Annotated in this window: 27 protein-coding genes; 9 read left to right on the top strand and 18 right to left on the bottom strand. The window is 70.6% G+C overall.

Going from position 1 to position 23,751, the window contains the following annotated elements:
• Nucleotides 1–11: 11 nt before the first annotated feature.
• Nucleotides 12–1,181: a thiolase family protein gene (locus tag ACZ69M_RS37730; protein ID WP_470057145.1), complete on the bottom strand. Its 1,170-nt coding sequence runs from the start codon at nt 1,179–1,181 to the stop codon at nt 12–14.
• A 101-nt stretch (nt 1,182–1,282) separates the two neighbouring features.
• Between ACZ69M_RS37730 and ACZ69M_RS37725 the strand changes: the two genes are divergently transcribed.
• Nucleotides 1,283–1,744: a winged helix-turn-helix transcriptional regulator gene (locus ACZ69M_RS37725; RefSeq protein WP_470057143.1), complete on the top strand. Its 462-nt coding sequence runs from the start codon at nt 1,283–1,285 to the stop codon at nt 1,742–1,744.
• Between the two features lie 67 nt (nt 1,745–1,811).
• Here ACZ69M_RS37725 and ACZ69M_RS37720 read toward each other — a convergent pair whose 3' ends face one another.
• Genes ACZ69M_RS37720 through ACZ69M_RS37710 form a run of 3 tightly spaced genes read right to left on the bottom strand, consistent with a single transcriptional unit; the run spans nt 1,812 to nt 4,680 of the window.
• A complete protein-coding gene (locus ACZ69M_RS37720; protein ID WP_470057141.1) occupies nt 1,812–2,543 on the bottom strand; it encodes a cupin domain-containing protein in 732 nt (243 codons plus the stop codon).
• Nucleotides 2,540–3,481, bottom strand: a complete 942-nt coding sequence (locus ACZ69M_RS37715) for a DUF6807 domain-containing protein (RefSeq protein WP_470057139.1) — start codon at nt 3,479–3,481, stop codon at nt 2,540–2,542. Before ACZ69M_RS37715 ends, ACZ69M_RS37720 begins: the two co-directional genes overlap by 4 nt.
• Nucleotides 3,478–4,680 carry a Gfo/Idh/MocA family protein gene (locus tag ACZ69M_RS37710; RefSeq protein ID WP_470057137.1) on the bottom strand — a complete coding sequence of 401 codons (1,203 nt, stop codon included), beginning with the start codon at nt 4,678–4,680 and terminating at the stop codon, nt 3,478–3,480. Before ACZ69M_RS37710 ends, ACZ69M_RS37715 begins: the two co-directional genes overlap by 4 nt.
• Nucleotides 4,681–5,059: 379 nt before the next feature.
• Here ACZ69M_RS37710 and ACZ69M_RS37705 point away from each other — a divergent pair, with 379 nt between their 5' ends.
• Complete coding sequence (locus ACZ69M_RS37705; protein WP_352051839.1) at nt 5,060–5,935, top strand: undecaprenyl-diphosphate phosphatase; 876 nt, start codon at nt 5,060–5,062, stop codon at nt 5,933–5,935.
• 199 nt (nt 5,936–6,134) lie between these two features.
• On the opposite strand, the gene ACZ69M_RS37700 is transcribed toward ACZ69M_RS37705, so the two are convergent.
• Complete coding sequence (locus ACZ69M_RS37700) at nt 6,135–6,986, bottom strand: IS5 family transposase (protein ID WP_470057134.1); 852 nt, start codon at nt 6,984–6,986, stop codon at nt 6,135–6,137.
• A gap of 220 nt (nt 6,987–7,206) precedes the next feature.
• Here ACZ69M_RS37700 and ACZ69M_RS37695 point away from each other — a divergent pair, with 220 nt between their 5' ends.
• Nucleotides 7,207–7,989, top strand: a complete 783-nt coding sequence (locus tag ACZ69M_RS37695) for a TIGR03084 family metal-binding protein (RefSeq protein ID WP_470057133.1) — start codon at nt 7,207–7,209, stop codon at nt 7,987–7,989.
• Nucleotides 7,990–8,149: 160 nt separating this feature from the next.
• Here ACZ69M_RS37695 and ACZ69M_RS37690 read toward each other — a convergent pair whose 3' ends face one another.
• Nucleotides 8,150–8,725: a carboxymuconolactone decarboxylase family protein gene (locus ACZ69M_RS37690; RefSeq protein WP_470057131.1), complete on the bottom strand. Its 576-nt coding sequence runs from the start codon at nt 8,723–8,725 to the stop codon at nt 8,150–8,152.
• A gap of 281 nt (nt 8,726–9,006) precedes the next feature.
• Between ACZ69M_RS37690 and ACZ69M_RS37685 the strand changes: the two genes are divergently transcribed.
• On the top strand, nt 9,007–9,291 hold the full coding sequence (locus ACZ69M_RS37685) for a winged helix-turn-helix transcriptional regulator (protein ID WP_470057405.1): 285 nt from the start codon (nt 9,007–9,009) through the stop codon (nt 9,289–9,291).
• Nucleotides 9,292–9,451: 160 nt separating this feature from the next.
• On the top strand, nt 9,452–9,631 hold the full coding sequence (locus ACZ69M_RS37680; protein WP_470057129.1) for a hypothetical protein: 180 nt from the start codon (nt 9,452–9,454) through the stop codon (nt 9,629–9,631).
• Between the two features lie 60 nt (nt 9,632–9,691).
• On the opposite strand, the gene ACZ69M_RS37675 is transcribed toward ACZ69M_RS37680, so the two are convergent.
• From ACZ69M_RS37675 to ACZ69M_RS37660, 4 genes are all read right to left on the bottom strand, one after another.
• Nucleotides 9,692–10,432, bottom strand: coding sequence for an SDR family NAD(P)-dependent oxidoreductase (locus tag ACZ69M_RS37675; RefSeq protein ID WP_470057127.1), 741 nt, complete (start codon nt 10,430–10,432; stop codon nt 9,692–9,694).
• A 132-nt stretch (nt 10,433–10,564) separates the two neighbouring features.
• Entirely contained in the window at nt 10,565–11,110 is a 546-nt protein-coding gene (locus ACZ69M_RS37670; protein WP_470057125.1) for a hypothetical protein, read from the bottom strand.
• A gap of 201 nt (nt 11,111–11,311) precedes the next feature.
• Nucleotides 11,312–12,013, bottom strand: coding sequence for a maltokinase N-terminal cap-like domain-containing protein (locus ACZ69M_RS37665; protein WP_470057124.1), 702 nt, complete (start codon nt 12,011–12,013; stop codon nt 11,312–11,314).
• A 3-nt stretch (nt 12,014–12,016) separates the two neighbouring features.
• On the bottom strand, nt 12,017–13,018 hold the full coding sequence (locus ACZ69M_RS37660; RefSeq protein ID WP_470057122.1) for an LLM class flavin-dependent oxidoreductase: 1,002 nt from the start codon (nt 13,016–13,018) through the stop codon (nt 12,017–12,019).
• A 116-nt stretch (nt 13,019–13,134) separates the two neighbouring features.
• Here ACZ69M_RS37660 and ACZ69M_RS37655 point away from each other — a divergent pair, with 116 nt between their 5' ends.
• Together ACZ69M_RS37655 and lnt are read left to right on the top strand one after the other, a co-directional pair.
• Nucleotides 13,135–13,620, top strand: coding sequence for a nuclear transport factor 2 family protein (locus ACZ69M_RS37655; RefSeq protein ID WP_470057120.1), 486 nt, complete (start codon nt 13,135–13,137; stop codon nt 13,618–13,620).
• A 126-nt stretch (nt 13,621–13,746) separates the two neighbouring features.
• Entirely contained in the window at nt 13,747–15,354 is a 1,608-nt protein-coding gene (gene lnt, locus ACZ69M_RS37650; protein ID WP_470057118.1) for an apolipoprotein N-acyltransferase, read from the top strand.
• Here lnt and ACZ69M_RS37645 read toward each other — a convergent pair.
• Complete coding sequence (locus ACZ69M_RS37645; RefSeq protein WP_470057117.1) at nt 15,275–16,183, bottom strand: Gfo/Idh/MocA family protein; 909 nt, start codon at nt 16,181–16,183, stop codon at nt 15,275–15,277. The genes lnt and ACZ69M_RS37645 overlap by 80 nt on opposite strands.
• Nucleotides 16,184–16,317: 134 nt before the next feature.
• Here ACZ69M_RS37645 and ACZ69M_RS37640 point away from each other — a divergent pair, with 134 nt between their 5' ends.
• Both ACZ69M_RS37640 and ACZ69M_RS37635 read left to right on the top strand, forming a co-directional pair.
• On the top strand, nt 16,318–16,830 hold the full coding sequence (locus ACZ69M_RS37640; RefSeq protein WP_470057115.1) for a DinB family protein: 513 nt from the start codon (nt 16,318–16,320) through the stop codon (nt 16,828–16,830).
• A gap of 132 nt (nt 16,831–16,962) precedes the next feature.
• Nucleotides 16,963–17,445, top strand: coding sequence for a hypothetical protein (locus tag ACZ69M_RS37635; RefSeq protein ID WP_470057113.1), 483 nt, complete (start codon nt 16,963–16,965; stop codon nt 17,443–17,445).
• Nucleotides 17,446–17,467: 22 nt separating this feature from the next.
• Here the strand turns inward: ACZ69M_RS37635 and ACZ69M_RS37630 are convergent, their stop codons facing one another.
• The 7 genes from ACZ69M_RS37630 to ACZ69M_RS37600 all read right to left on the bottom strand — a co-directional run bounded on the left by ACZ69M_RS37630 (nt 17,468) and on the right by ACZ69M_RS37600 (nt 23,692).
• Nucleotides 17,468–18,067 (bottom strand): tetratricopeptide repeat protein, encoded by a 600-nt coding sequence (locus ACZ69M_RS37630; RefSeq protein WP_470057111.1) that lies wholly within the window; start codon nt 18,065–18,067, stop codon nt 17,468–17,470.
• 164 nt (nt 18,068–18,231) lie between these two features.
• The gene (locus ACZ69M_RS37625) at nt 18,232–18,915 is read right to left on the bottom strand and encodes a uracil-DNA glycosylase (protein ID WP_351311953.1); all 684 of its coding nucleotides are present in this window, start codon (nt 18,913–18,915) and stop codon (nt 18,232–18,234) included.
• Between the two features lie 113 nt (nt 18,916–19,028).
• Nucleotides 19,029–20,609 carry an ABC transporter substrate-binding protein gene (locus tag ACZ69M_RS37620; RefSeq protein ID WP_470057109.1) on the bottom strand — a complete coding sequence of 527 codons (1,581 nt, stop codon included), beginning with the start codon at nt 20,607–20,609 and terminating at the stop codon, nt 19,029–19,031.
• A 209-nt stretch (nt 20,610–20,818) separates the two neighbouring features.
• Complete coding sequence (locus ACZ69M_RS37615; RefSeq protein WP_470057107.1) at nt 20,819–21,580, bottom strand: SDR family oxidoreductase; 762 nt, start codon at nt 21,578–21,580, stop codon at nt 20,819–20,821.
• A gap of 16 nt (nt 21,581–21,596) precedes the next feature.
• Nucleotides 21,597–22,358: a 3-oxoacyl-ACP reductase FabG gene (gene fabG / locus ACZ69M_RS37610; protein ID WP_054229082.1), complete on the bottom strand. Its 762-nt coding sequence runs from the start codon at nt 22,356–22,358 to the stop codon at nt 21,597–21,599.
• Nucleotides 22,359–22,547: 189 nt separating this feature from the next.
• Nucleotides 22,548–22,931, bottom strand: coding sequence for a DUF3037 domain-containing protein (locus ACZ69M_RS37605; RefSeq protein WP_470057105.1), 384 nt, complete (start codon nt 22,929–22,931; stop codon nt 22,548–22,550).
• Nucleotides 22,928–23,692: a HipA family kinase gene (locus tag ACZ69M_RS37600; protein ID WP_470057104.1), complete on the bottom strand. Its 765-nt coding sequence runs from the start codon at nt 23,690–23,692 to the stop codon at nt 22,928–22,930. The genes ACZ69M_RS37605 and ACZ69M_RS37600 overlap by 4 nt, the downstream gene beginning before the upstream one ends.
• Between the last annotated feature and the right edge of the window lie 59 nt (nt 23,693–23,751).

Here is a 23,751-nt window from a genome sequence, read left to right as displayed (position 1 = left end):
GCCGTCCGGGGTTACACGGCCTCGACGACCATCGCGTTGGCGAGTCCGCCGGCCTCGCACATCGTCTGCAGGCCGTAGCGGGCTCCGCGCTCGCGCATCGCGTGCACGAGGGTGGTCGTCAGCCGGGTGCCGCTCGCGCCGAGCGGGTGGCCGAGCGCGATCGCCCCGCCGTGCACGTTGACCCGGGACAGATCCGCGCCCGTCTCCTGCTGCCAGGTCAGGACGACGCTCGCGAAGGCCTCGTTCACCTCGAAGAGGTCGATGTCGCCGAGAGCGAGCCCCGCCTTGCGGAGCACCTTCTCGGTCGCCGGGATGACGCCCGTGAGCATCAGCAGCGGGTCGGAACCGGTGACGGCGAAGCTGTGCAGGCGGGCGAGCGGGCGCAGGCCGAGCCTGGCCGCGGTCTCGCTCGACGTGATCAGCACGGCCGAGGCGCCGTCGTTGATCGGGCTCGCGTTGCCCGCCGTGACGGACCAGTCGATCTGCGGGAAGCGCTCGGCGTAGGCCGGGTCGTAGTAGGCGGGCCTGAGTCCGGCGAGAATCTCCGTGGTGGTGGCGGGCCGGACACTCTCGTCGCGCGTCACGCCCTCCAGGGGCGCGACCTCGGCGTCGAAGAGGCCGTTGGCCCAGGCCGTGGCCGCCTTCTGGTGCGAGCCCGCCGCGAAGGCGTCCATCTGTGCGCGCGACAGGCCCCACTTGGCGGCGATGAGCTCGGCGCTGATGCCCTGCGGCACCAGGCCCTCGGGGAAGCGCGCCGCGATCCCGGGTCCGAAGGGATCCTCGGCGCCTCGGAGGTTCGAGCCCATCGGCACACGGCTCATCGACTCCACACCGCAGGCGACGGCCATGTCGTACGCCCCTGACAGGACCCCCTGGGCCGCGAAGTGCACGGCCTGCTGGGACGAGCCGCACTGGCGGTCCACGGTGGTCGCGGGCACCGTCTCGGGAAAGCCCGCCGAGAGCGCCGCGTACCGGGTGATGTTCGCGGCCTGCTCGCCCACCTGGCTGACGGTGCCGCCGATGACGTCGTCGATCAGCGCCGGATCGACTCCGGAGCGCTCGACGAGCGTGCGCAGTGTGTGGGCGAGGAGCTCCACGGGGTGAACGTGGGCGAGGGAGCCGTTCGGCTTGCCCTTGCCGATGGGAGTGCGTACGGCTTCGACGATGACGGCGTCACGCATGGCTGATCTCCAAACTCACCGAGTTTGTTTTCCAAACCCACTAGGTGACTCAAGAGTAACTCAGTGGGTTGGACAAACCAACCCACCCCTAGACTGGTGGCATGAAGGACGCCCGCCCCTGTTCGATCGCCGACACCCTCGCTCTCGTCGGCGAGAAGTACTCCCTGCTGGTACTGCGCGAGGTGTCGCTCGGCGCCACCCGCTTCGACCAGCTCGTCCGCAACATCGGCGCACCGCGCGATGTGCTCACCGCCCGCCTGAAACGGCTCGTCGACGCGGGCGTGCTGGAGAAGGTCGAGTACAACGACCGCCCGAAGCGCTACGAGTACCGGCCCACCCAGGCCGGTCTGGAACTGGAACCGGTGCTGCACACGCTGATGGCGTGGGGCGACCGCCATCTCCAGGAGGGCGGATTCCGTCCCATGGTGCTGGAGCACACCTGCGGCCATGAGCTGGTCCCGCAGGTCGTGTGCCGGGAGTGCGGCGAGGTGGTCCAGCACGGCGACCTGACGGCCCACCCGCAGACCCCGGGCTGGACGGCGACGGGGCCTGCGGTGGCGTAGGGACGGGCCTGCACCGGCTCAGGGACGGGCCTGCGGTGGCACGGGCCCGGAAGAACCCCCGTAGGGGCTAATCGGTCCCCTTGTAGACGTCGAGCCGTCCGCACATCCCGAACTTGCCGTGCGCGGACGGCTGTTCGGCCCGCACGAGGGCGTCGGCGAGGTGGGAGACGTCGCCCCGCTCCAGCCGGTCGAGCTGCTCTCCCGTGGCCGCGGCGGCGGCCTCGGCACCGCGCCGCCAGCGCTCGCGCCACGCGGCGAGCCGGGGCCGCACCAGCGCGGCCGCGGCCCGGTGGAACGCGACGAGCGGCTCGGGCCCGTCCGCCGCGCGCAGCGCCCGGTAGCCCTCCAGGGCGAGGTCTCGCCGGGCCCGGGCGACCCGCTCCTGTTCCGCCTCGGGCGCATCGGCCGGGATCACCGTCGCGGCCGCGTACGTCTCGGGGTCGGTCAGGTACTCCGGAGGCAGGGTGAGCACGGCGTCACCCGCTTCGGGGAGGCCGTTGTTCTGCATGAGGACGGTGATGCGCAGGTCGTCCTCGTTGACCAGGCGATGGATGGTGCCGGGCGTGAACCACGCGACGGTGCCGGGTTCGAGCGGTGTGACCTCGTACCCGGACGTCGTCAGCGTCTGCACAGCGCCACGCCCGCCGGTGACGACGTACGCCTCCGAACAGGTCAGGTGCAGATGGGGGGTTCCGCCAAAGACTCCGTCGGGGGCGGGCCAGTCGTACACGCAGAGGTGCGAGACGGCGACGGCGCCCGGCAGCCCGGTGAACACCGGGGTCTCGTGCGCACCGCTCACCACGGGTGCTCCTCCAGGTACTTGGCGACCTCCTCGCGTTCCCAGGCCCCGTCGGCCACGACGACACGGTAGCGGCGGGTGAGGGTGGCGCCGGGAGCGAGTTCGAGCTCTTCGAAGAAGGCGAACGAGGGGGCGACGGCGGCGAACGGATCGTTGCGCACGAACCAATGGGCCGGGTGGGCGCCCCCCTCCCCGGTGTGGTCGTTCTCGGGACCGTGCGCGAAGACGAGCGTCGCGTGGCCGTCGGCACCGTCGTGCTCGCCGGAGTACGCGAGCCAGGGCGCCTGCTGCCCCATCAGGCCGGGCCCTTCGGAGTCCGGCCCGATGATCCGGCCGTCCCGGAAGGCACGCGGTCCGCGCCAGAACAGGCCCGTGTAGCCGGCCATCTCCCGCCCCGCGGTGGTCGGGCTGCCGAAGCGCAACGCCTCGTCCCGCCGGTTGGTGACCGCGGTCGTCCAGGTCAGCGCCCAGGAACCCGACGCGGGATCGACGTCGTGCACCTCGACGCGGCGCTCCTCCTCGGCCCACAGCTCACCGTCGTACGGATGCCAGGTGAGGCGCTCGGCGATGACCGCACGGCTTCCGTCCGAGACCACCTCGTCGAAGCCGGCGTGCGCCATCGACCCGACGCGCTCCGGGAGTTCGAGGTATCCCTCCCCGTGGACGTACGTGTTGCCGCCCCACAGATTGGAGCCCGACAGGTGGGAGGCCGTCATCTGGAGACCCTTGTGCCAGCGGTGGTCGTTGGGCCGGTAGTCCGTGACGATGTCACCGGCGAGCGTCCTGAGGGGGTGCAGATAGGGCTTGGGGGCCTCCCAGGCCGCCTCGGGCCGGTAGACGTAGCTCAGCAGCTCCACGCCGCTGGTCGTGTCGCTGATCGTGATGCGATCACCATGGGCGTGGACGATACGCAGCGCACCCTGCGCGGACTCGGTCATGCCGACACCTCCTGGGTCGCGGTGGACGCGGACTCGCCGGCGGACGCGGCGGGCGGCGCCCAGCCGGGCGCGCCTCCGTGCAGGGCCGTGTAGAACGGGTCCCCGGGCCCGACCTCCCCCGCGCGGACGGTCGTGTCCGTGAACGCCGACTTGTAGAGCGCGGTGATCAGTTCCAGACTCGTACGCCCGTCGGCGCCGCTGCTGCGCGGCCGCTCACCCGCGCGCATGCTCGCGACCAGCTCCCGCAGCTGCTCCAGATGCGAGCTGGGCACGTCCGTACCGAAGTCACGCCAGGCCGCCACGTCCTCGTCGGACACGTCGGGGGCCGGGGTGATCCGCCAGTTGTCGTTGCTGTGGCCGTAGAGGTGCGTGAGCTCGACGGTGGCGCGTTCGCAGTCGATACGGATGCGGCTCACCTCGTCCGGGCTCAGGACGCTGTTGACGATCGTGGCCAGCGCGCCGCTCTCGAAGCGGACGAGGGCGGTCGAGACGTCCTCCGTCTCCACGTCGTGCACCAGGCGCCCGGCCATCGCCCGCACCTCGCTCCACGGCCCCATCAGGTCCAGGAGCAGGTCCATCTGATGAATGCCGTGCCCCATCGCGGGCCCGCCGCCCTCGGTCTCCCAGCGCCCGCGCCAGGGCACGGCGTAGTACTCGGCGTTGCGGTACCAGGTGGTCTGGCAGTGCGCGACGAGCGGGCGGCCCATGGTCCGCTCGGCGATGAGGCGCCGCACGTGCCGGGAACCGGAGCCGAACCGGTGCTGGAAGACGATGGCCGCGTACGGGCCCCCGTCCTTCCCCTCCTCCGCCTCGACGGCGTCGAAGTCGGCGAGCGTCAGGACCGGCGGCTTCTCGCACCAGACCCAGGCTCCGGCGCGCAGTGCGGCGACGGTCTGGTCGCGGTGCAGGGTCGGCGGGGTGCAGATCGCGACCAGGTCCGGCCGCTGCTCCTCCAGCATGCGGTCCAGATCGGTGTACGCGTGCGGGATGCCCGCCTCGGCGCAGAACTTCTGGACGGCGTCCTCCGCGATGTCGACCGCGGCGACGATCTCCGTCTCGCCCTCCTCGGCGAGCCGGGCGAGCGCGGGAACATGGCTCCCGCGCGCGATGGCGCCCGTACCGATGACGGCGGCCCGGATACGGCGGCCCTCGAACGGGGTCGCGGGACGGTTGGGGGCGGACTCGGTGCTCTTACTCATGTACGTGATCAGCGCTCCACCGGACGTGACGTCAGACGTTGGCCAACGCATGGTGTCACCGAGACGGAACCGGCAGCAGCAAGCGCTTTCTCTTCTACTGCAACGTATGTGCCGGTCCAGCGGCAGGTCAACACCCCCGTCACCCCGTGGACAACGTTGCCCACCGGCCCGGCACAGGACCGTCACGGCCCGCCCGCCGAGTCCCGCCGCCGTCCACCCACTGCTCGTCCACCGCCCGACCACTGTCTGCGCACGAAACCCCTGTGGCCGAGCTGTCCTTGGGGGACGCTACGCTGCCACCAACACCCGTGATCACCGCGCACCGCGGCCCGGCGTGCCCGTCGCCCCTTTCCGATCAGCGCTTGGACCACCTCACTTCATGTCTTGGTTTGAATCCCTCATCCTCGGACTCGTCCAGGGGCTGACCGAATTCCTTCCCGTCTCCTCCAGTGCGCATCTGCGCCTGACAGCGGCGTTCTCCGGCTGGGAGGACCCCGGAGCGGCCTTCACCGCGATCACCCAGCTCGGCACGGAGGCGGCGGTACTGATCTACTTCCGCAAGGATGTCGGCCGGATCCTCGCGGCATGGTTCCGCTCGCTCACGAACAAGGAGATGCGCCGGAACCACGACGCCCAGATGGGCTGGCTGGTCATCGTCGGCTCCATACCCATCGGCGTGCTCGGCCTGACACTCAAGGACCAGATCGAGGGCCCGTTCCGCGATCTGCGGATCACCGCGACGATGCTCATCGTCATGGGCGTGGTCATCGGCATCGCCGACCGGCTCGCGGCGCGTGACGAGACCGGCGGGAAGCACCGGGCACCCAAGCAGCGCAAGGCCCTCGAGGACCTGAACGTCAAGGACGGCCTGCTGTACGGCGTCTGCCAGGCGATGGCCCTGATCCCCGGCGTCTCCCGGTCCGGCGCGACCATCAGCGGCGGACTCTTCATGGGCTACACCCGCGCCGCGGCGGCCCGCTACTCCTTCCTCCTCGCCATGCCGGCCGTGCTCGCCTCGGGCGCCTTCGAGGTCAAGGACGCCACCGCGAACGGCCATGTGGCGTGGGGGCCGACCATCTTCGCGACGGTGATCGCGTTCGCGGTCGGTTACGCCGTCATCGCGTGGTTCATGAAGTTCATCTCGCACAAGAGCTTCATGCCGTTCGTCTGGTACCGGATCGCGCTCGGCATCGTCATCATCGCGCTGGTCTCGACCGGCGGCCTGAGCCCCCACGCGGCCGAGTCCGCGGGCTAGGGCCTGTCGTTTGGATCAGGTCGTTTCAGGCGACGGGGCTTGATCAGTGCCGGTGTGCGTGCCCGACCCCGCGTCTGCGGCATGGTCCACCTGCCAGGCGCCTGCGGCTCGCCACCCCTCAGAGCCTGTCGGGTGGCCGGTTGATTACGCGACGGTGAGGTCTTCGGTGGTCTTGGTTCGCGCGCTCCTGCGGTGGGATTCATGGCTCCACCGCGATGACTGCCCGGCGAGCCGGACGAGCGTCAGGCGGATCATCGCGACCTTGATCACGGCCTCGGAGGTCGCGGTCGGCCGTTCGTAGTCGCGGGCCGGCCGACGGTTTCGGACCGACCAGCCGGCCGAAACCTCGCTCCACCGCCCGGCGACGGGGAAGGACCTTGAAGCCCCTGACATCATCGGTCCGCTTCACGATCTCCACGACGATGCCCAATGCGTCGCGGGCCCATGAAGGGAGCGCGCTGTCAACGGAGTTGGCGTATCCGCGGTCGGCCCACACCAAGCTGACCGTGCGGAAGGCAGCCGCGAGCCGGGCCGGCACGGTGCGGCCTCCCGCGCGGCCTTGCACGGACGCGGAAGTGACCGCGACGACCAGCAGCAGGCCCATCGTGTCGACGATCACGTGTCTCTTCCGCCCCGTCGTTCGCTTCCCCGCACCGCATCCGCGCGCCTCACCGCCCTCGCTGGTCCTGATCGACTGGGCGTCGATCACGGCGGCCGACGGCTCAGGGTCGCGTCCGGCCCCGATCCGGAGCCGGCGGCGCAGTTCATCGTGGATGCGGTCCCAGCTGCCGTCCCGGCGCCACTTGGTGAACCAGCGGTGCGCCGCGTCCCAGGGCATCAGGTCGCGCGGGAGCATCCGCCACCGGCAGCCCGAGCGCAGTACGTAGAAGACCGAGTCGAGCACCAATCGGTCTCCGTACTTACGCACCCCGCCGCCCTTCCGCAGGTTACGCACGGGAAGGAGCGGCCGGATGACCTCCCACATCTCATCGGTCAGGCCGGACGGACAGCACGGGCCGCTGACGGCCTCGGAGTTGTCGCACCGGCACACACCACGTGATCATTCCGGGGCCGTCGCCGTGCCCGGAGGGCAGATCGCAACCGTCACGCGTCTCGCATGACCAGCCGGCCCGACACGCTCTGCGCCGCCGACGAGGAAGCACGGTGGTCCCGTGGTGCCACGAGCCCCACCACCGAGTGGGCAGACTCCGGCGACATCGGAGTCTGCCCGCGCACTTCGTCTCCGCCGTTGGTCAGGACGGAGTGGCACCATGGCGCACATGTTGAACTACAACCTCGCCGTCCCCGATGCAGATGACGCCGGTGTCCTGTCCGCGCTGGTGACTGAGGGTGACGAGCTCGACGCCCTGGTCAGGGCAGTGGACGACTGGTCCATACCGACACCGGCACCGGGCTGGACGGTCGCCCACCAGATAGCCCACCTCGCGTGGGCGGACGCGAACGCACTCAGCGCCTTACGCACTCCGGACGCGTTCGGCGCCGAGCTCGGGCGGGCGGAAGCCGAAGGCAGCGGGTATGCGGACAAGGCCGCCGCCGCGGGAGCGGCCAAACCGCGGTCGGTACTTCTGGACGAGTGGCGGGCAGGTCGAGCGGAACTGGCGGCGGCACTGCGCGACACGCCATGGGACCACGCATTCCCCTGGTACATGTCGAAGGTGACCCCGGCCCTGATGGCGCCCCTTCGTCTGATGGAGACCTGGGCACACGGGCAGGACGTCTTCGATGCCGTGGGCGTGACCCACCGCCCGACGGATCGACTGCAGCACGTGGCGTCGCTGGGGGTCTTGGGACGGGCACTGTCCTTCGCCGCCGTCGGACTGCCTGAGCCGGCGGACCCCTTCCGCGTCGAGCTGACAGCACCTGACGGACGGACCTGGGCGTGGGGCCCCGAGGCTGCCGCGCAACGGGTACAGGGCGGCGCCATCGACTTCTGTCTGTGTGTCACCCGGCGTCGCCCCTGGTCCGAGACCGACATGACGGCGACCGGCGAGGACGCCCGGAAGTGGCTGGAGGTGGCGCGCGTCTTCCTCTGAAAGCGTGTCGTGGTGCCTGGGTCATGCGAGACGCGTGACGGTTGCGATCTGCTCTCCGGGCACGGCGACGGTCCCGATCACGTGGTGTGTGCCGGTGCGACAACTCCGAGGCCGTCAGCGGCCCGTGCTCGGCGTGATCAGCCGGCCACCCGACAGGCTCTCAGGCGCCCGAGCGGTCCGTCCCGGGCAGGGCGAGTGCCCAGGGTTCCGGCTCGATCCGCGCGCCGTTGGCGACGTACGCGATCGTGCGGTACCAGCCCGCGAGGACCAGCAGTTCGAGGACTTCGGGCTCGTCGAGGTGCTCCCGCAGTCCGCTCCAGGCCGCGTCGCTCACCTGGGCCGTGTCGTGCAGTTCGTCGACGGCACGGAGCAGCGCCGCCTGTCGGCCGGACCAGGCTGGATGGCCGGGTCCGCCCGTCGCCGTGAGCGCCACCTGCCGCGGGGTGAGTCCGGCCGTCTCGGCGTACGTCGCCATGTGGACGCCCCACTCGTACGCGCATCCGGAGCGGGCGGCGACGCGGGCGATGACGAGTTCTCGGTCGGCGTCGCTCAGCCGGCCATGGACGAGGAGGCCCGCGCCCAGTGCCCGCATGCGTGAGGCGAGTTCCGGGTGGCGCTCCAGCACCTTGAACAGCATCAGGGGATCACGGGCGACACCGGGCGGCATCCACCGGTGCAACGCGCGGTCGGTCCCGGGCTCGTAGGGCGGCACGACGCCGTCGATGCGCTGCTTCATGACTCCCAGCCTTGCGCTTCTGAAATCGAAGCGCAAGAGTGGGAGGCGAGCGACTCCCGGCGAGAGGTGCGCACTTGGGCACGCCACCCGCCCCGAACGATGCGCCTTCCGGCATTCCACGGCGGGGCGGTCCGGGCCCCGGCAGCCCATTCGAGGACACGGCCGCCTCACCTCCCGGCAACCCCCATCAGGACGCGGACACTCCCGCCCCCGTCAGCCCCGCATCGAGCGCTCCCCTCCCCGGCCGGCCCGTGCACGGCTCGGCCGGCGGCCGTCCCGTCATGGCGGCGCTGGATCTGCCCGGTCGGCGCTGGACACTGCGGGTCATCCGGGAACTGCACCGCAACGGCGCCCCGATCGGCTTCCGGGACCTCCAACGCCGTTGCGACGACATGTCGTCCGGCGTCCTGTCCACGCGCCTGCCGGAACTGCGCGAGGCGGGCATCGCCGCGTCGACATCGACGGCGGCGCAGCCGGCGTGGCATCGCACCGCGCTCGGCGACGACCTGGTCACCGCGATGGGGCCGCTGCTGGACTGGTCCCGTGCCTGGGCCGAACGGCGGTGATCAACGAGGCCTTCAGGGGCGCTCAGCTCCGGGCCGGTGTGGCGTCGTACGGACCGACCGAGCCCGTTCGCGTCACTCCGCGTCGGCCGTGACGAACCGCATACGGGACGAGTAGCCGCCCGGTAGCGCAGTGTCAGTCCTTGCCCCTAGGCTGGTGCGCATGTCCCCCGATTTAACGTCCTCTGGTTCCGTGCGGTCCGCTGCGGCGCTGAACGAACAGATCCGCGCCTTGTGGATGCGCGCGGGCGGCTCCCTGTCCGCCCAGGAACGCGCGGAGTACGAGTTGCTGGTCGTGAAGTGGGCGGAAGCGATACGCGGAGAGGTCGTCGAGGCCGCGTGAGATCAGGCATGGGGACCCGCACGAACTCCAAGGGCCGGTGACCGGCGCCCCTGTCGGGGCTCACCGTCCCCCGGACACCCGCAACACCGCCCCCGTCGTGTAGGAGGCATCGGGCGACATCAACCACGCGATGGCCGCGGCGACTTCCTCCGCCTGACCGACGCGGCGCAGCGGAATCGACGAGGCGGCACGCTCGGCGCGGCCCGGATCTCCGCCGCTGGCGTGCATCTCCGTGGCGATCATGCCGGGTGCGACCGCGTTGACGCGGATGCCGTCCGGGCCGAGCTCCTTGGCGAGGCCCACCGTCAGGGCGTCGACGGCGGCCTTGGTGGCCGCGTAGTGGACGAACTCACCGGGGCTGCCGAGTGTGGCCGCCGTCGAGGACACATTGACGATGACGCCGCTCCCCCAGGCCGCCATGGACCGGGCGGCCCGCCGCGAACACAGCAGCGCGCCCAGCAGGTTGACGTCCACCACACGCCGTAGATCGGCGGGGTCGGTGTCCGCGAGCCTGCCGAGCGGACCGGTCACACCGGCGTTGTTCACCAATCCCGTCACCGGCCCCAGCCGGTCCGCAGCCGTGTCGAAGAGCCGCTCGACGTCGTCCTCGTCGGAGGTGTCCACGCGTACCGTGACGCAGCGGGCCCCCGCCGCGCGGACGGCGCTCGCCGTCCACTCCGCGGCGGCACCGTCGCGCACGTACCCCACCGCCACATCGTGTCCGTCCGCCGCGAGACGCGCGCACGTCGCGGCCCCGATCCCCCGGCTGCCGCCCGTGACGACGGTGACATGGCGTGTCATACGTGCCTCCTGGTGGCGAACGGGCAACCCGGGTCCGTAGCGAGCCCGTTCTCGTCTTCGATCACTCTACGATCGGGGACGCACCGCCGGGCAAGGGGTGAGGGTACGCCAACACGCCCTCGTGGATACGTCCTAGGCGGCGGGGTACGCAGCGACGTACGGCACGCGGAACACACGGCCTCGGGGCCCTCGCAGCCCCGGGACGCCCTGCCACAGCACGGCCCCGTGCGCGCGCTCCCAGCCCGCGGTCGCCCGGGACCGCGCCCACTGGCCCAGGGCAAAGGTGACCAGCATGACCGGCGGCAGCACTTGATGGGACGCCAGGCCGATGAACAGCAACCAGCAGGCCATGACACCCGCGAATCCCGCCGTGCGCCACAGCGACAGACGCCGCACCGCGTCCTGCCCGTCGCGCGGTGCGGCGACGCTCTCGATCGACGCGGCATCGTCGTAGGTGCGGCGCAGCCGGGAGGGGAGACGAAGACACATCGGCAGCAGCAGCACGGACACGGAAACGATCGCTGTCGCTCCCACCATCAGCGTCGCGCGGTCCTGAGCCGTGCCGACCAGGGCAAGAAGCACCGCTTCGGACAGCACCGCGCCCGCGGCCATCATCAGCGCGGAGACCCGCTCCAGATACACCACACGTATCAGCCCGTCGCGCGCGTCACCAGCCACCGTCGTACCCCTCTCACCACCCGGACGCCCCCACGGGCAGGCAAGATCCAACTCCGGGCGGAACGCGAGGTCAATACGCGAGAGTTCGAGAATGCGCGGTCTTGACCACCGCTTGGCCGAAGCGCGGCCGAGTCGGCGAGCATCGCGTTCGACCGACCGCCCGGGTGGGAGAGGGGGCTACACCGGCGTACGGGAGTCCGGTCAACGCGTCGTGTCGCGCAGGACGACGAACAGGCCGCGGCTCTCGTCGCCGTTCTTCGCGCGCCAGTCGGCGACGACATGTCCTCGGGCCGACCTGGCCGCGGGGGAATGGGCAGCCTGCGTGTCCGGCCGGAGGACGCGCATGACGTCGATGGTCACGGCGCCCGCCGGCTGAGGGTGCGGCCCGGCTTCTTCCTTGGTTTCCACCATGATGGCGGTGCCGTGCTGCCGGTCGTCGACGGCTGTCGACGCGATCACGGTGGAGAAGCCGACCTCAGTGAAGTGGCTCGTGACGGAGGGGGCGGGAGTGTCGGTCTCGCTCTGCGCCTGCGGCTCGGCGCGGCCCTGGAGGAGATCGAGCAGTTGAGCGACGAGGACCGGGTCATGGGTCCCGTCGTACACCCACCGCCGTCCCAACACCCCGTGCTCGGACGTGCCGATGAGTGCCCGATCGGCTCCGTCGAGCGGCGCCCCGCGGTAGCTGAGCGGCACGTGGTAGGAGCGCGGTCGCTCGCCGGAGTTGTCCGTGACCACCATGAACTCGATTCCCACCTCCCCTTGGGGATCATCGAGCCGGAAACCACCGGCCTTGGTCAGGTGCGGCTCACTCGCCGTGCCGATGTACCACGGCTGCCTGGGAAGCCAGGCGGCCAGGAGCTCCAGCTTGCTGGGCGTCATCGTGGTCTTGTAGATCACAGCCATACTTCAAGAACGTCGCCCGTCGGCATGAGGTTCCACCATGACGTGCTGCTTGACGAGTTCGTACGACCTCAGTCGGTCGGCCAACGCGTAGACGGGCGTCACCAGCATGAGTTCGTCCGCACCCGTCAGATCCGCCAGGTCCGTCAGCTGCTTCGCGACGGTCCCGGGTGAGCCGTGTGCCTGATGCGCACGGAAGCTCGTCAGCACCCGCGTTTCTTGCGCGGTGAACGAGTGGGCCGCTGCTTCTTCGGGCGTGGGGAAGGGAATGTCGCCTCGCCCCTTGAGGAGTCCGGCCTTGACGACATCCATCGGGCCGGCCAGCCGGGCCGCCTCCTCATCGGTCTCGGCGCATACCGTTTCCACGCAGACCAGCACGCGCGGGCGAGCGCACCAGCGGGAGGGGGAGAAACGCTCGCGGTAGTGGCTGAGCGCGGCCAGGGTGTGGTCGGGACGAATGTGATGGGCGAAGGCGATCGGCAGCCCGAGTTCCGCGGCGAGCGCGGCGCCGGCCGTGCTCGAGGACAGCAGCCATGGCTCCGGGAGCGGGCCGAGCGCGACTTCGTCCACCAGGAAACGCAAAGTCGCCGACACGTCGTCGCGGTACTCCTCGTCCGTCGTCGGACCGGCCCCGCGGCGCAGGGCCCGCGCCGTGGAATCGTCGAAGGTACCCGGGCCGCGGCCGATGCCCAGGTCGATCCGGCCCGTGTGCAGTGCGGACAGCGTGCCGAACTGCTCCGCGAGCATGATCGGGGCGTGGTTCGGAGCGAGAACGCCCCCGGAGCCGAGACGGATGGACGACGTCAACGCGGCCGCGTGGGCGGTCAGGACGACGGGCGGGAACGCTCCGATGGCCGGAGAATGGTGATGCTCGGCGTACCAGAGTCGCAGGTAACCGAGGTCTTCGAGGCGCCGGACGAACTCGGTGGTGTCTCGTAACGTGTCGGTGGCTCGGGTGCCCGACTGGACCATGGCCACTTCGAGCGCGCTGAGCGGTACGGGGATCATCCGGTCAGTATAGAAATCGCCCATCTGTACCAACTCCCGTTGCTTGCGAGGCGGAGTTATGCACCTGTTGGCGCACGCCCCTTGGCTGCGCACTCCCCGTGGCCAACACTGAGCCGATGACGCAGCGTGTGGAGCTCGCGACCGTGATGGACCGATTCGCCGTGGACGGACTCGTCACCGAGTACGCGGTGGCCGTCGACGACGGCGACTGGGAGGCGTACCGGAGGCTGTTCGCACCGGACGGACGCGCCGACTACCGCTCGGCCGGCGGTATCGAGGGCGGCGCCGACGAGGTCGCGGGTTGGCTCGCGCAGAGCATGGAGCTCTTCCCCATGCGCCAGCATCTGATCGTGAACCGGCGGCTGCGGTTCGGGTCGCTGGACCAGGAAACGGGCGACACGGCCCGGGTCCAGGCGGACTACATCAATCCGATGCGGTTCGCGGGCCTCGACAGTGGGTCCACCGCGCCCGACTTCGTGTGCGGCGGCCGGTACGCCTTCGGACTGGTGCGTACGGACCTGGGCTGGCGCCTGCGCGAGGTCGTCGTCCAGGAGAAATGGCGCCGCGCGCCGCAGCCGGGCCGGGAACCCGCCGCCACCTGACCGGACGCGCCGACCGCAAGCCGCCCGAGCAGCGCGCCTGGCCGGAAAGCCCTGACGGGACGCCCTCTGTCGGAGATCGTCGCCGACGCGCACACTGGAGGCATCCCCCGGGGAGGGAGGCCCTGCATGAAGCGGCCCGAGCGTTGGCCCGAGCGTTGGCTGGGCAGTGGGCCCGATCTGTGGCTCGCCTCCCCGTGGCGGCGCGCGATCGTCGCCGTACTGGCCGGCGCCCTGCCGATGCTCGCCTTCCCCGCCCCTTCGTGGTGGTGGTTCGCCTACGTCGCGCTGGTGCCCTGGATCCTGCTGGCCCGCGCGGCCCCGACGGGCAGGCGGGCCGCCTGCGACGGCTGGCTCGGCGGGCTGGGTTTCATGCTGGCGGTGCACCACTGGCTGCTGCCGAGTCTGAACGTCTTCACGGTCGTCATAGCGGCACTGCTCGGCGCGCTGTGGGCGCCCTGGGGCTGGCTCGTCCGGCGGTTCCTCGGCGGGGTGCCCTCGGCGGGGCGGGTCGGGGCAGCGCTCCTCGTCCTGCCGTCGGGGTGGCTGATGGTCGAGCTCGTCCGGTCCTGGCAGGGCCTCGGCGGGCCGTGGGGACTGCTCGGGTCCAGCCAGTGGCAGGTCGGGCCCGCGCTGCGGCTCGCGTCGGTCGGCGGGGTGTGGCTGCTCAGCTTCCTGGTGGTCGCCGTCAATGTGGCGGTCGCGGTACTGGTCGCGGTGCGTGAGTCCCGTGTGCCCGCCGTCGCCGGACTGGTCGCGACGGCCGCCGTGACCTCGGCGACCTGGGTGTGGTCGCCGCGCCCGGACGTGACGGGGCAGGTCCGGATCGCCGTCGTACAGCCCGGGGTGATCGGCGGCGCGGACAGCGCCGAGGCGCGTTTCTCACGCGAGGAGGCCCTCACCCGCACCCTCGCCGGACAGGATCCCGACCTCGTCGTCTGGGGCGAGAGCAGCGTCGGCTTCGACCTCGCGGACCGCCCCGACCTGGCGAACCGGCTCGCCGCGCTGTCCCGGCTGACCGGCGCCGACATCATGGTGAACGTCGACGCGCACCGCTCCGACCGGCCCGGGATCTACAAGAGTTCGGTCCTGGTGGGACCCCAGGGCCCGACCGGCGACCGCTACGACAAGATGCGGCTCGTCCCCTTCGGCGAGTACATACCCGCGCGTTCCCTCCTCGGCTGGGCGACCTCGGTCGGGAAAGCGGCGGGCGAGGACCGCAGGAAGGGCACCGAGCAGGTCGTGATGAACGTCGGGCACGGACTGCGCGTCGGCCCGCTGGTCTGCTTCGAGACCGCCTTCCCCGACATGAGCCGCCATCTCGCCCAGGACGGCGCCGGGGTGCTCCTCGCACAGTCCTCGACCTCGACCTTCCAGCACAGCTGGGCCCCCGAACAGCACGCCTCGCTCGCCGCGCTGAGGGCCGCCGAGACCGGCCGCCCGATGGTGCACGCGACGCTGACCGGCGTCTCCGCCGTCTACGGCCCGAGCGGCGAGCGGATCGGCTCCTGGCTCGGCACGGACGCGAGCGCGGCGGTGGTGTACGACGTACCGCTCGCGCGCGGTGTCACCCCGTACGTCCGGTTCGGCGACTGGCCGGTGCACGCGGCACTGCTGATCCTGGCGGCCCTGTGTGCGACGGAGGGCTTCCGGGCGTTCACCCGGCGGTCCGCTCCTGAACCGCTCGTACCACCCGCTCGCACAGTTCATGAGTCGCCAGCGCGTCACGGGCGCTGAGTACCTTGCCGGCGCGCACCGCGTCGAGGAAGGCGAGCACGCCCTGCTCGATGCCGCGCTGCCGGGCCACCGGCACCCAGTCCCCGCGCCGCCGCACCGAAGGCTGCCCCTTGTGGTCGATCACCTCCGAGAGGTTGACCACCTGACGCTTGGTGTCCTGCCCCGAGACCTCGAGGATCTCCTCCGCCGAGCCGCTCAGCCGGTTCATCACGCCGAGCGCCGTGAAGCCGTCCCCGGCGAGTTGCAGCACGACGTGGTGGACCAGGCCGCCCTCGACCCGGGCCCGCACGGTCACGTCGTCGATCGGTCCCGGCGCCAGGAACCGCAGCGTGTCCACGACGTGGATGAAGTCGTCGAGGACCATCGTGCGCACGTCCTCGGGCAGTCCTATGCGGTTCTTCTGCATCAGGATCAGGTCGCGGGGGTGATCGGCGCACTGCGTGTACCCGGGCGCGTGACGCCGGTTGAAGCCGACGGCGAGGCTGACGTTGCGCTCCTCCGCGAGCCGCACCAGACGCTCGGAGTCGGCGAGTTCGTACGCGAGCGGCTTGTCGACGAAGGTCGGCACGCCCGCTTCCAGCAGCCGCGTCACGATCTCGGGGTGCGCGACGGTGGCCGCGTGCACGAAAGCCGCGTCGAGGTTCTGCGCCAGCAGATCCGACAGGTCGGTGTGCCGCTGCTCCGGCGGCAGGTGGAGGCTGTCGCCGACCCGGGCCAGGGTCGCGGGCGTCCGTGTCTGCAGATGCAGCTCGACCCCCGGCTGGACAGCGAGCACCGGCAGGTACGCCTTCTGCGCGATGTCGCCGAGTCCGATGCAGCCGACCTTCACGGGAGTCTCCTTCAGTTACGACGCGGGCCTCGCCGGAAGCATACGGCCGCCGTGGCAGGCGGGCAGGGGCCCGGCAACCGTCGGGAGTAGGAAAATCCCTGGTGAACGGCCGTGCCCTGGATGAAAATACGGGCATGACGAAGCAGCGCACCGAACCCGCCACCAACGCCGGCGAACGGTCCATGCTGGAGGGCTGGCTCGACTACCACCGCGAGACCCTGGAGATGAAGTGCGCGGGCCTCGACGACGCCCAGCTCAAGACCGCCTCGGTCGAACCCTCCGAGTTGTCCCTGCTCGGTCTGGTGCGACACATGGCGGACGTGGAGCGCGGCTGGTTCCGCAAGGTTCTGGTGGGCGACGATCCGGGGCCGATCTACTACAGCGAGGAGGACCGGGACGGAGAGTTCCATCTCACCGACGCGGACACCTGGGACGAGGCGTACGCCACCTGGCAGGCCGAGATCGGGATCGCCCGGCGCAACGCGGCTCGTTTCACGCTGGACGACGCCTGCGAGGGCAAGAGCAAGTTCACCGAGGACCCCATCAACCTACGGTGGATCTACACCCACATGATCGAGGAGTACGCGCGTCACAACGGTCACGCGGATCTGATCCGGGAGCGGATCGACGGCGCCACGGGTGAGTGAGGCAGGGTGATGCGGCGTCGGGTCACCTTGCGGACACCGACGCCCTCCGCAGGGGCGGAAGGATCACCCGTGTGGGGCAACCTCCGCTTGTCAGCTCCCCCAAAGCGGGCCGGACGCAGCAGAGTTGAGCGGGTGCATCGAACGACGACCGCCGCAACGCTCCTGGTCACCGTGGCCACCGCCGCGCTCTCCGGCTGTGTGACCGTCCAGCGACCGCCCGCTCCCACCCTGCCGACCGCGCCGTCCCGGCCGTCGCCACCGCGTCCCGACGGCAAGGCCGGGCCGCAGGTCGTGCAGGCACCGGCGCGCGAGGCGCTGGAACTCATCGGGCCGTCCCGGAAGCCGTCACCGAGCTCTCCGGCGCCGCACCGCAGACCCGTCCCGGCGCCCGCCGCCCCGCAGGCCCCTGCGCGCCACCCGGGCGCCGCCCATCACCCACACCCAGGGCCTCACCCCCACCCAGGGCCCCACAGGCCCGCGCCTCGCACCGAGGTCCCGCCCGTCGCCTCCGAGCAGCCGAACAACACGGACGTGTGTGCCCTCGGCCGGAAATACGGAGGCTGGAAGGCGGACAGTCCGGAGGCGGTCATCTGCAAGGGGTCGTACGGGCATTGACCACGGCCGGTGTCCGCATGCTCTAGGGGCACTGTCTCGGCGGCCCCAGGGTCTCCCCTCCGGACCCGCCGAAGGGACCGGGCCGCTCGACGGTGCCGGGCCGCTCGACCGCGCCGGGGTCCTCCCCCGGCCCCCCGCGCGACGGGCCCGCCCCGTCGAGTCTCAGCTCCAGACGGCCGATCGCCGCGCGTACGCCGTCGCCGTAACGGTCGTTCCCGAGGGCTCCGGCCGCGCCCCGGGCGCGGCGCAGATGGCTGCGGGCGGCTTCGGAGCGGCCGAGTTTCACATAGTCGGCCGCCAGGTTCAGATGCAGCGACGGATAGAACGCGCGCGCCGCGAGCGACCGGTGGCGCTCGGCGACGTCGCCGTCGCTGAGTTCCTCGGCGGCCGACAACGCCCGCAGGTCCCAGGCCAGTTCGTCCGCGGGGTCGTCCTGCGTGTCCGCCAGGTAGTGCGCCAGGGTGCAGCGGTGCAGGGGGTCGCCGTCCTCGCCGATCTCCCCCCACAGGTCCAGGAAACGCCCCCGAGCCTCCTCACGGTCGCCACCGTGGTGCAGCATGACGACCTGGCCGATCCGGGTCATCATGGCGTCCGGCGCCGCCTGCTCCTGTTGCTCCGCCACCGCGTCCTCCAGGCTCGTCGCTGTCCCTTCCGACGCTAACCGGACACACTGACAATGACGCTCAGGCGCCCCCGGACACCACTGAGCCGCCCCGGTGACGGCCGGACCGGACGCCCCACCCGGCCCGACCGCTTTCCGGTCCCGGTCCCGGTCCCGGTCCCGGATCAGCCGAGGTTCGGAATCCGCCAGTCGATCGGCTCGTGGCCCTGCCCGGCGACCGCCTCGTTGATCTGCGTGAAGGGGCGGGAGCCGAAGAACTTCTTCGCGGAGAGCGGCGACGGGTGCGCGCCCTTCACCACGATGTGCCGCTTCTCGTCGATGAGCGGGAGCTTCTTCTGCGCGTAGTTGCCCCACAGGACGAAGACCGCCGGGTCGGGCCGGTCGGCCACGGCACGGATCACCGCGTCCGTGAACTTCTCCCAGCCCTTGCCCTTGTGCGAGTTGGCCTCACCGGAGCGCACGGTCAGCACCGCGTTCAGCAGCAGGACGCCCTGCTCGGCCCACGGCATCAGATAGCCGTTGTCCGGGATCGGGGTGCCCAGCTCCTCCTTCATCTCCTTGTAGATGTTGCGCAGCGAGGGCGGGGTCTTCACCCCCGGGCGCACCGAGAAGCACAGGCCGTGGCCCTGGCCCTCGCCGTGGTACGGGTCCTGGCCGAGGATCAGTACCTTCACCCGCTCGTACGGAGTCGCCTCCAGCGCCGCGAAGACCTCCTCGCGCGGAGGGTAGACGGGACCACCCGCACGCTCCTCCTCGACGAACTCGGTGAGTTCCTTGAAGTAGGGCTGCTGCAGTTCGTCACCCAGGACGCCGCGCCAGGACTCGGGCAGCATGGCGGTGTCGGTCACGTCAAGTTCCTCCGATGTGCGGTCACTTCCAGGTCTCAGAACCTACAGGCGACCACTGACAATCGGCCCCGCACCCCGTAGGACCACGCTACCCGCCCGGTCCTGCCCGTGACCTACCAGCTGGTCTTGCGGTGCAGCTCCCACATCATCATGATCGTCGAGGGGTCCAGGGCCTGCTCCCCGCCCGAGATCTCCTCGCTCGCCGCCACGAACTGCTTGCCCTGCCACAGCGGCAGCAGCCGTGCGTCGTCGACGAGGATCTGCTGGGCCGCCTCGAACTCCTTGACCACCGCTCCACGGTCGCTCTCGCGGCGCGAGGCGGGCAGGAGGGTGTCGGTGATCCGGGGCGCCGGATAGGGCGTGCCGAGCGCGTTCTGCCGGCCCACGAAGGGCGCGATGAAGTTCTCGGCATCCGGGAAGTCCGGGAACCAGCCGCGCCCGAACACCGGGTACTCGCCCTTGCGGTAACCCTCCTCGTACGTCTTCCAGGGGCGCCCGTTGAGCGACACGCGGAACAGACCGGACTCCTCCAGCTGCCTCTTGATCTCCTGGAACTCCGGGGCGGTCTCGGAGCCGTAGCGGTCCGTGGTGTACCAGAGGGTGAGGGGGACGCGCTCGGTGATGCCCGCCTCCGAGAGGATCTGCCGGGCCTTGGAGGAACTGGGGTCCCCGTAGTCGTCGAAAAAGCCCGTGGTGTGACCGGTCAGGCCCGCGGGGACCATCGAGTACAGCGGGTCGACCGTGTCCTTGTAGACCTTGTGCGCGATCGCCGCACGGTCGATGACCTGGGCGACCGCCTTGCGCACCGCGAGCTTCTCCGCCCACGGATCCTTCGGGTTGAACACCAGGTAGCTGATCTCCATGCCCGCGCCCTCGACGAGCTGAAGGCCGTTGTCCGCTCCCTTGCTCCGGAGCGAGACGATGTCCTTGGAGGCCAGGCCGCGGAACGTGACGTCGATCTTCTTGTCCTTGAGGGCGTCGACCATCTGCCCCGAGTCCTGGAAGTAGCGGATCGTGACCGCGTCGTTCTTGAACTCGGCGAACCCCTTGTAGTGGTCGTTCCTGACGAGTTCGGCCTGCTTGCCGTCCTCGTAGGAGCGCAGGCTGTACGGCCCGGACCCGAAGACCTTGCCGTCCTTGCGCAGCGAGTGCGCGGGGTAGTCGTCGGGGTCGACGATCGACATGGCCGGGGTGGCGAGGACGAACGGGAAGGTCGCGTCCGATTTGTTCAGGTGGAAGACGAGTTCGCGCGCGTTCAGTACCTGGATACGGTCGAGGCTGCCGAGGAGGCCGGCGGGGCCGCCGGGCAGGTTGATCTTCTTGATCCGGTCGATCGAGTACTTGACGGCCTGGGCGTCCAGGGTGTCGCCGTCGGAGAACTTCATGCCGGCGCGCAGCTTGCAGCGGTACACGAGGTTCGAGCTGTCCGCGAACCCACAGCTCTGGGCGGCGTCGGGCTGGGGCGTGGTGGCCCCGGAGGGATAGCTCAGCAGCGTCTGGTAGATGTTGCGGAACAGTTCCCAGGAGCCGTCCCAGGAGGCGGCCGGATCCAGCGTGCTCGGGGCACTGGTGGTGCCCACGACGATCGGTCCCTTGTCGTCGGACGACGCCGAGGACAGGACGCCACACCCGGCCACCAGGGTGATGGACGTGACCGCCGCCAGTTGCCGCAGACATGGGTTCCGCTTGAACACGCGCACGCTCCTCGATCTGCCGTACCAAGGGTCGGCAGACCATACCGCAGCGTCACACCGGTGGATCCGTGTTCCTGGCAGGGCACTTGATCAGCGCGTTTGTGACTACGTTGTCATTTGGCTGTACGTCTTCATACGTCGACGCGAGCGCCGATTTCGTCCATCAGCGCCCGCGTCGATGCTCCGTTCGTCCCGTCTCGGGCCTCCGGTCAGCCCACTCCGGCGTTCAGGAAGATGCCGCCGTCGACGACGAGGGTCTGACCGGTGATCCAGTCCGACTGCGACGAGGTGAGGAAGGCGGCGGCGCCTCCGATGTCGGAGGGCACACCGAGCCGGCCGAGCGGGTAGGACGCGGCCGCCTCCGCCTCCCTGCCTTCGTACAGGGCCTGCGCGAACTTGGTCTTGACGACGGCGGGCGCGATCGCGTTGACCCGCACCTTCGGCGCGAACTCGTGCGCCAGCTGCACGGTCAGGTTGATCATGGCGGCCTTGCTCATGCCGTACGCGCCGATGAAGGGCGAGGGGGCGATGCCGGCGACGGACGCGATGTTGACGATCGCGCCGCCGTTCTCGCTCTGCCAGGCCTTCCAGGTCAGCTGGGCGAAGCCGAGCGCCGAGACGACGTTGGTCTCGAAGACCTTGCGTGCCACGTCCAGGTCCAGGTCGGCCATCGGGCCGAACACGGGGTTCGTACCTGCGTTGTTGACCAGGTAGTCGACGCGGCCGAAGGCCTCCATCGTGCGCTCGACGACCGTGGCCTGGTGGGCCAGGTCGTGCGCCTTGCCGGCGACGCCGATGACGCGCTCGGCACCGAGTGCCTCGACGGCCTCCTTCAGGGCGTCCTCGTTGCGGCCCGTGATGCACACGCGGTCACCGCGGGCGACGAGGGCCTCCGCGACGCCGTAGCCGATGCCGCGGCTCGCGCCCGTGATGAGCGCGACCTTGCCGGAGAGTTCGGGGAGTGTGGTCATGTCGTGCCCTCCGGCGTCAGTTGAGCGGTCCGCCGGCCACGTACAGGACCTGGCCGGAGACGAATCCGGCGGCCTCGCCGGTGAAGAAGGCGATCGCGTTGGCGATGTCGTCGGGGTTGCCGACGCGCTGCACGGGGATCTGGGTGGCGGCCGCGGCCTGGAAGTCCTCGAAGCCCATGCCGACGCGCTCGGCGGTGGCCGCCGTCATGTCGGTGGCGATGAAGCCGGGCGCGACGGCGTTGGCGGTGACGCCGAACTTGCCGAGCTCGATGGCGAGGGTCTTGGTGAGGCCCTGGAGACCGGCCTTGGCGGCGGAGTAGTTGGCCTGGCCGCGGTTGCCGAGCGCCGAGGACGACGACAGGTTGACGATCCGGCCGAACTTGGCGTCCACCATGTACTTCTGGCAGGCCTTGGCCATCAGGAAGGCGCCACGCAGGTGCACGTTCATGACCGTGTCCCAGTCGGACGCGGCCATCTTGAACAGCAGGTTGTCGCGGAGCACGCCCGCGTTGTTCACCAGGACGGTCGGCGCACCGAGCTCCTCGGCGATCCGCGCGACCGCGGCCTCGACCTGGGCCTCGTCGGAGACGTCGCAGCCGACCGCGAGGGCCTTGCCACCGGCGGCGGTGATCTTCTCGACGGTGTCCTTGCACGCGGCCTCGTCGAGGTCGATCACCGCGACGGCGCGGCCCTCGGCGGCCAGTCGTACGGCGGTGGCGGCGCCGATGCCGCGCGCGGCACCGGTGACTACGGCGACACGCTGCTCAGTGGTGGACATTGCTGGTTCTCCTCGCCCTTGAAAAGCCCTGCGGCTTGAAATGCCCTGCGGTGGAACGTCCTGCGATGGAATGTCCTGCGGCTCACACGGTACGCCCGTCCGGTGAGCGACCGCTTAGTACCTTCAGTAGACGTGACGCTAGAAGCCCTGGCACCCGGTGTCAACGGCACACCACGCGGGTGTGATCCATTACCTGACCAGCAACTGGAGCAACCGCTCCGTCTCGGCCTCCGGATCGGCGGTGAGTCCGGTGTGCACGGGCCCCGGCTGCACGACCGTGGAGCGGGGCGCGATCAGCCAGCGAAAGCGCCGTCCGGCGTCGTCACCAGCCGCCTGACCTGCCGCTTTACCACCCGCACAGATCCCTTCGACCGCCCGCAGCGCGGCCCGTACGCCGGCCACGTCGGCCTCCGGGTCCAGGACAAGCAGCTTGGTCTCGTCCAGATGGGTGCGCACCCCGACGAAGGACTTGGCGCGGCAGTACACCAGTACGCCCGCGTTGAAGCACTCGCCGCGCTCGACGCGCGGCACCACGCGCAGCAGCGCGTACTCGAAGACGTCCCGCTCGCTCACTTGTCCCCCCCGAAGCCCTTGATGCGCCCCTCGATCACGCCGGCCCGCGCCAGCAGCGGCTGCGCGTAGGCACGTCGCAGGGCGTCCGGCGAGTCGAAGCCGGGTTCGTCGGCCAGCCATGCGTCGGGGATCTCCGCCGTCACCTCGGCCAGCAGGTCCTCGGTCACCAGCGGCGCCAGTTCGGCCGCGGCGGAGGCGATGTCCGGGCCGAAGGGCACGAGCGCGTGGTCGGAGGCGTCGTAGGGCTTGGCCGCGGAGGTCGCCGCGCCCGGCCAGTGGTGGTGCCAGATCATGGTGGCGCCGTGGTCGATGAGCCACAGGTCGCCGTGCCACATCAGCAGATTGGGGTTGCGCCAGGAACGGTCGACGTTGTTGACCAGCGCGTCGAACCAGACGATCCGCCCGGCCTCCTCGGGGCTCACCTCGAAGGCGAGGGAGTCGAAGCCGATCGCGCCGGGGAGGAAGTCCATCCCGAGGTTCGGTCCGCCGCTCGACTTGAGCAGCTCCTGCACTTCCTGGTCCGGCTCCCCGAGCCCCAGGACCGGATCGAGGCCGAGTGTCACCAGGCCGGGCACGCGCAGGCCGAGCCGGCGGGCGAGTTCACCGCAGACGACCTCCGCGACGAGCGTCTTGCGCCCCTGCCCCGCGCCGGTGAACTTCATGACGTACGTCCCGAGATCGTCGGCCTCGACGAGCCCCGGCAGCGAGCCGCCCTCACGCAGGGGCGTGATGTAGCGGGTCACGATGACTTCCTTGAGCATCGCCCCAGGCTACTGGGGTGGTCACGGTCACCGGACGCGACCCGTGGGCGCCCGCGGCG

This window comes from Streptomyces sp. NPDC107454 (genome assembly GCF_055582885.1).
The sequence above is the reverse complement of the archived record's forward strand: the minus strand, read 5'-3'. Positions and strand labels throughout refer to the sequence as shown.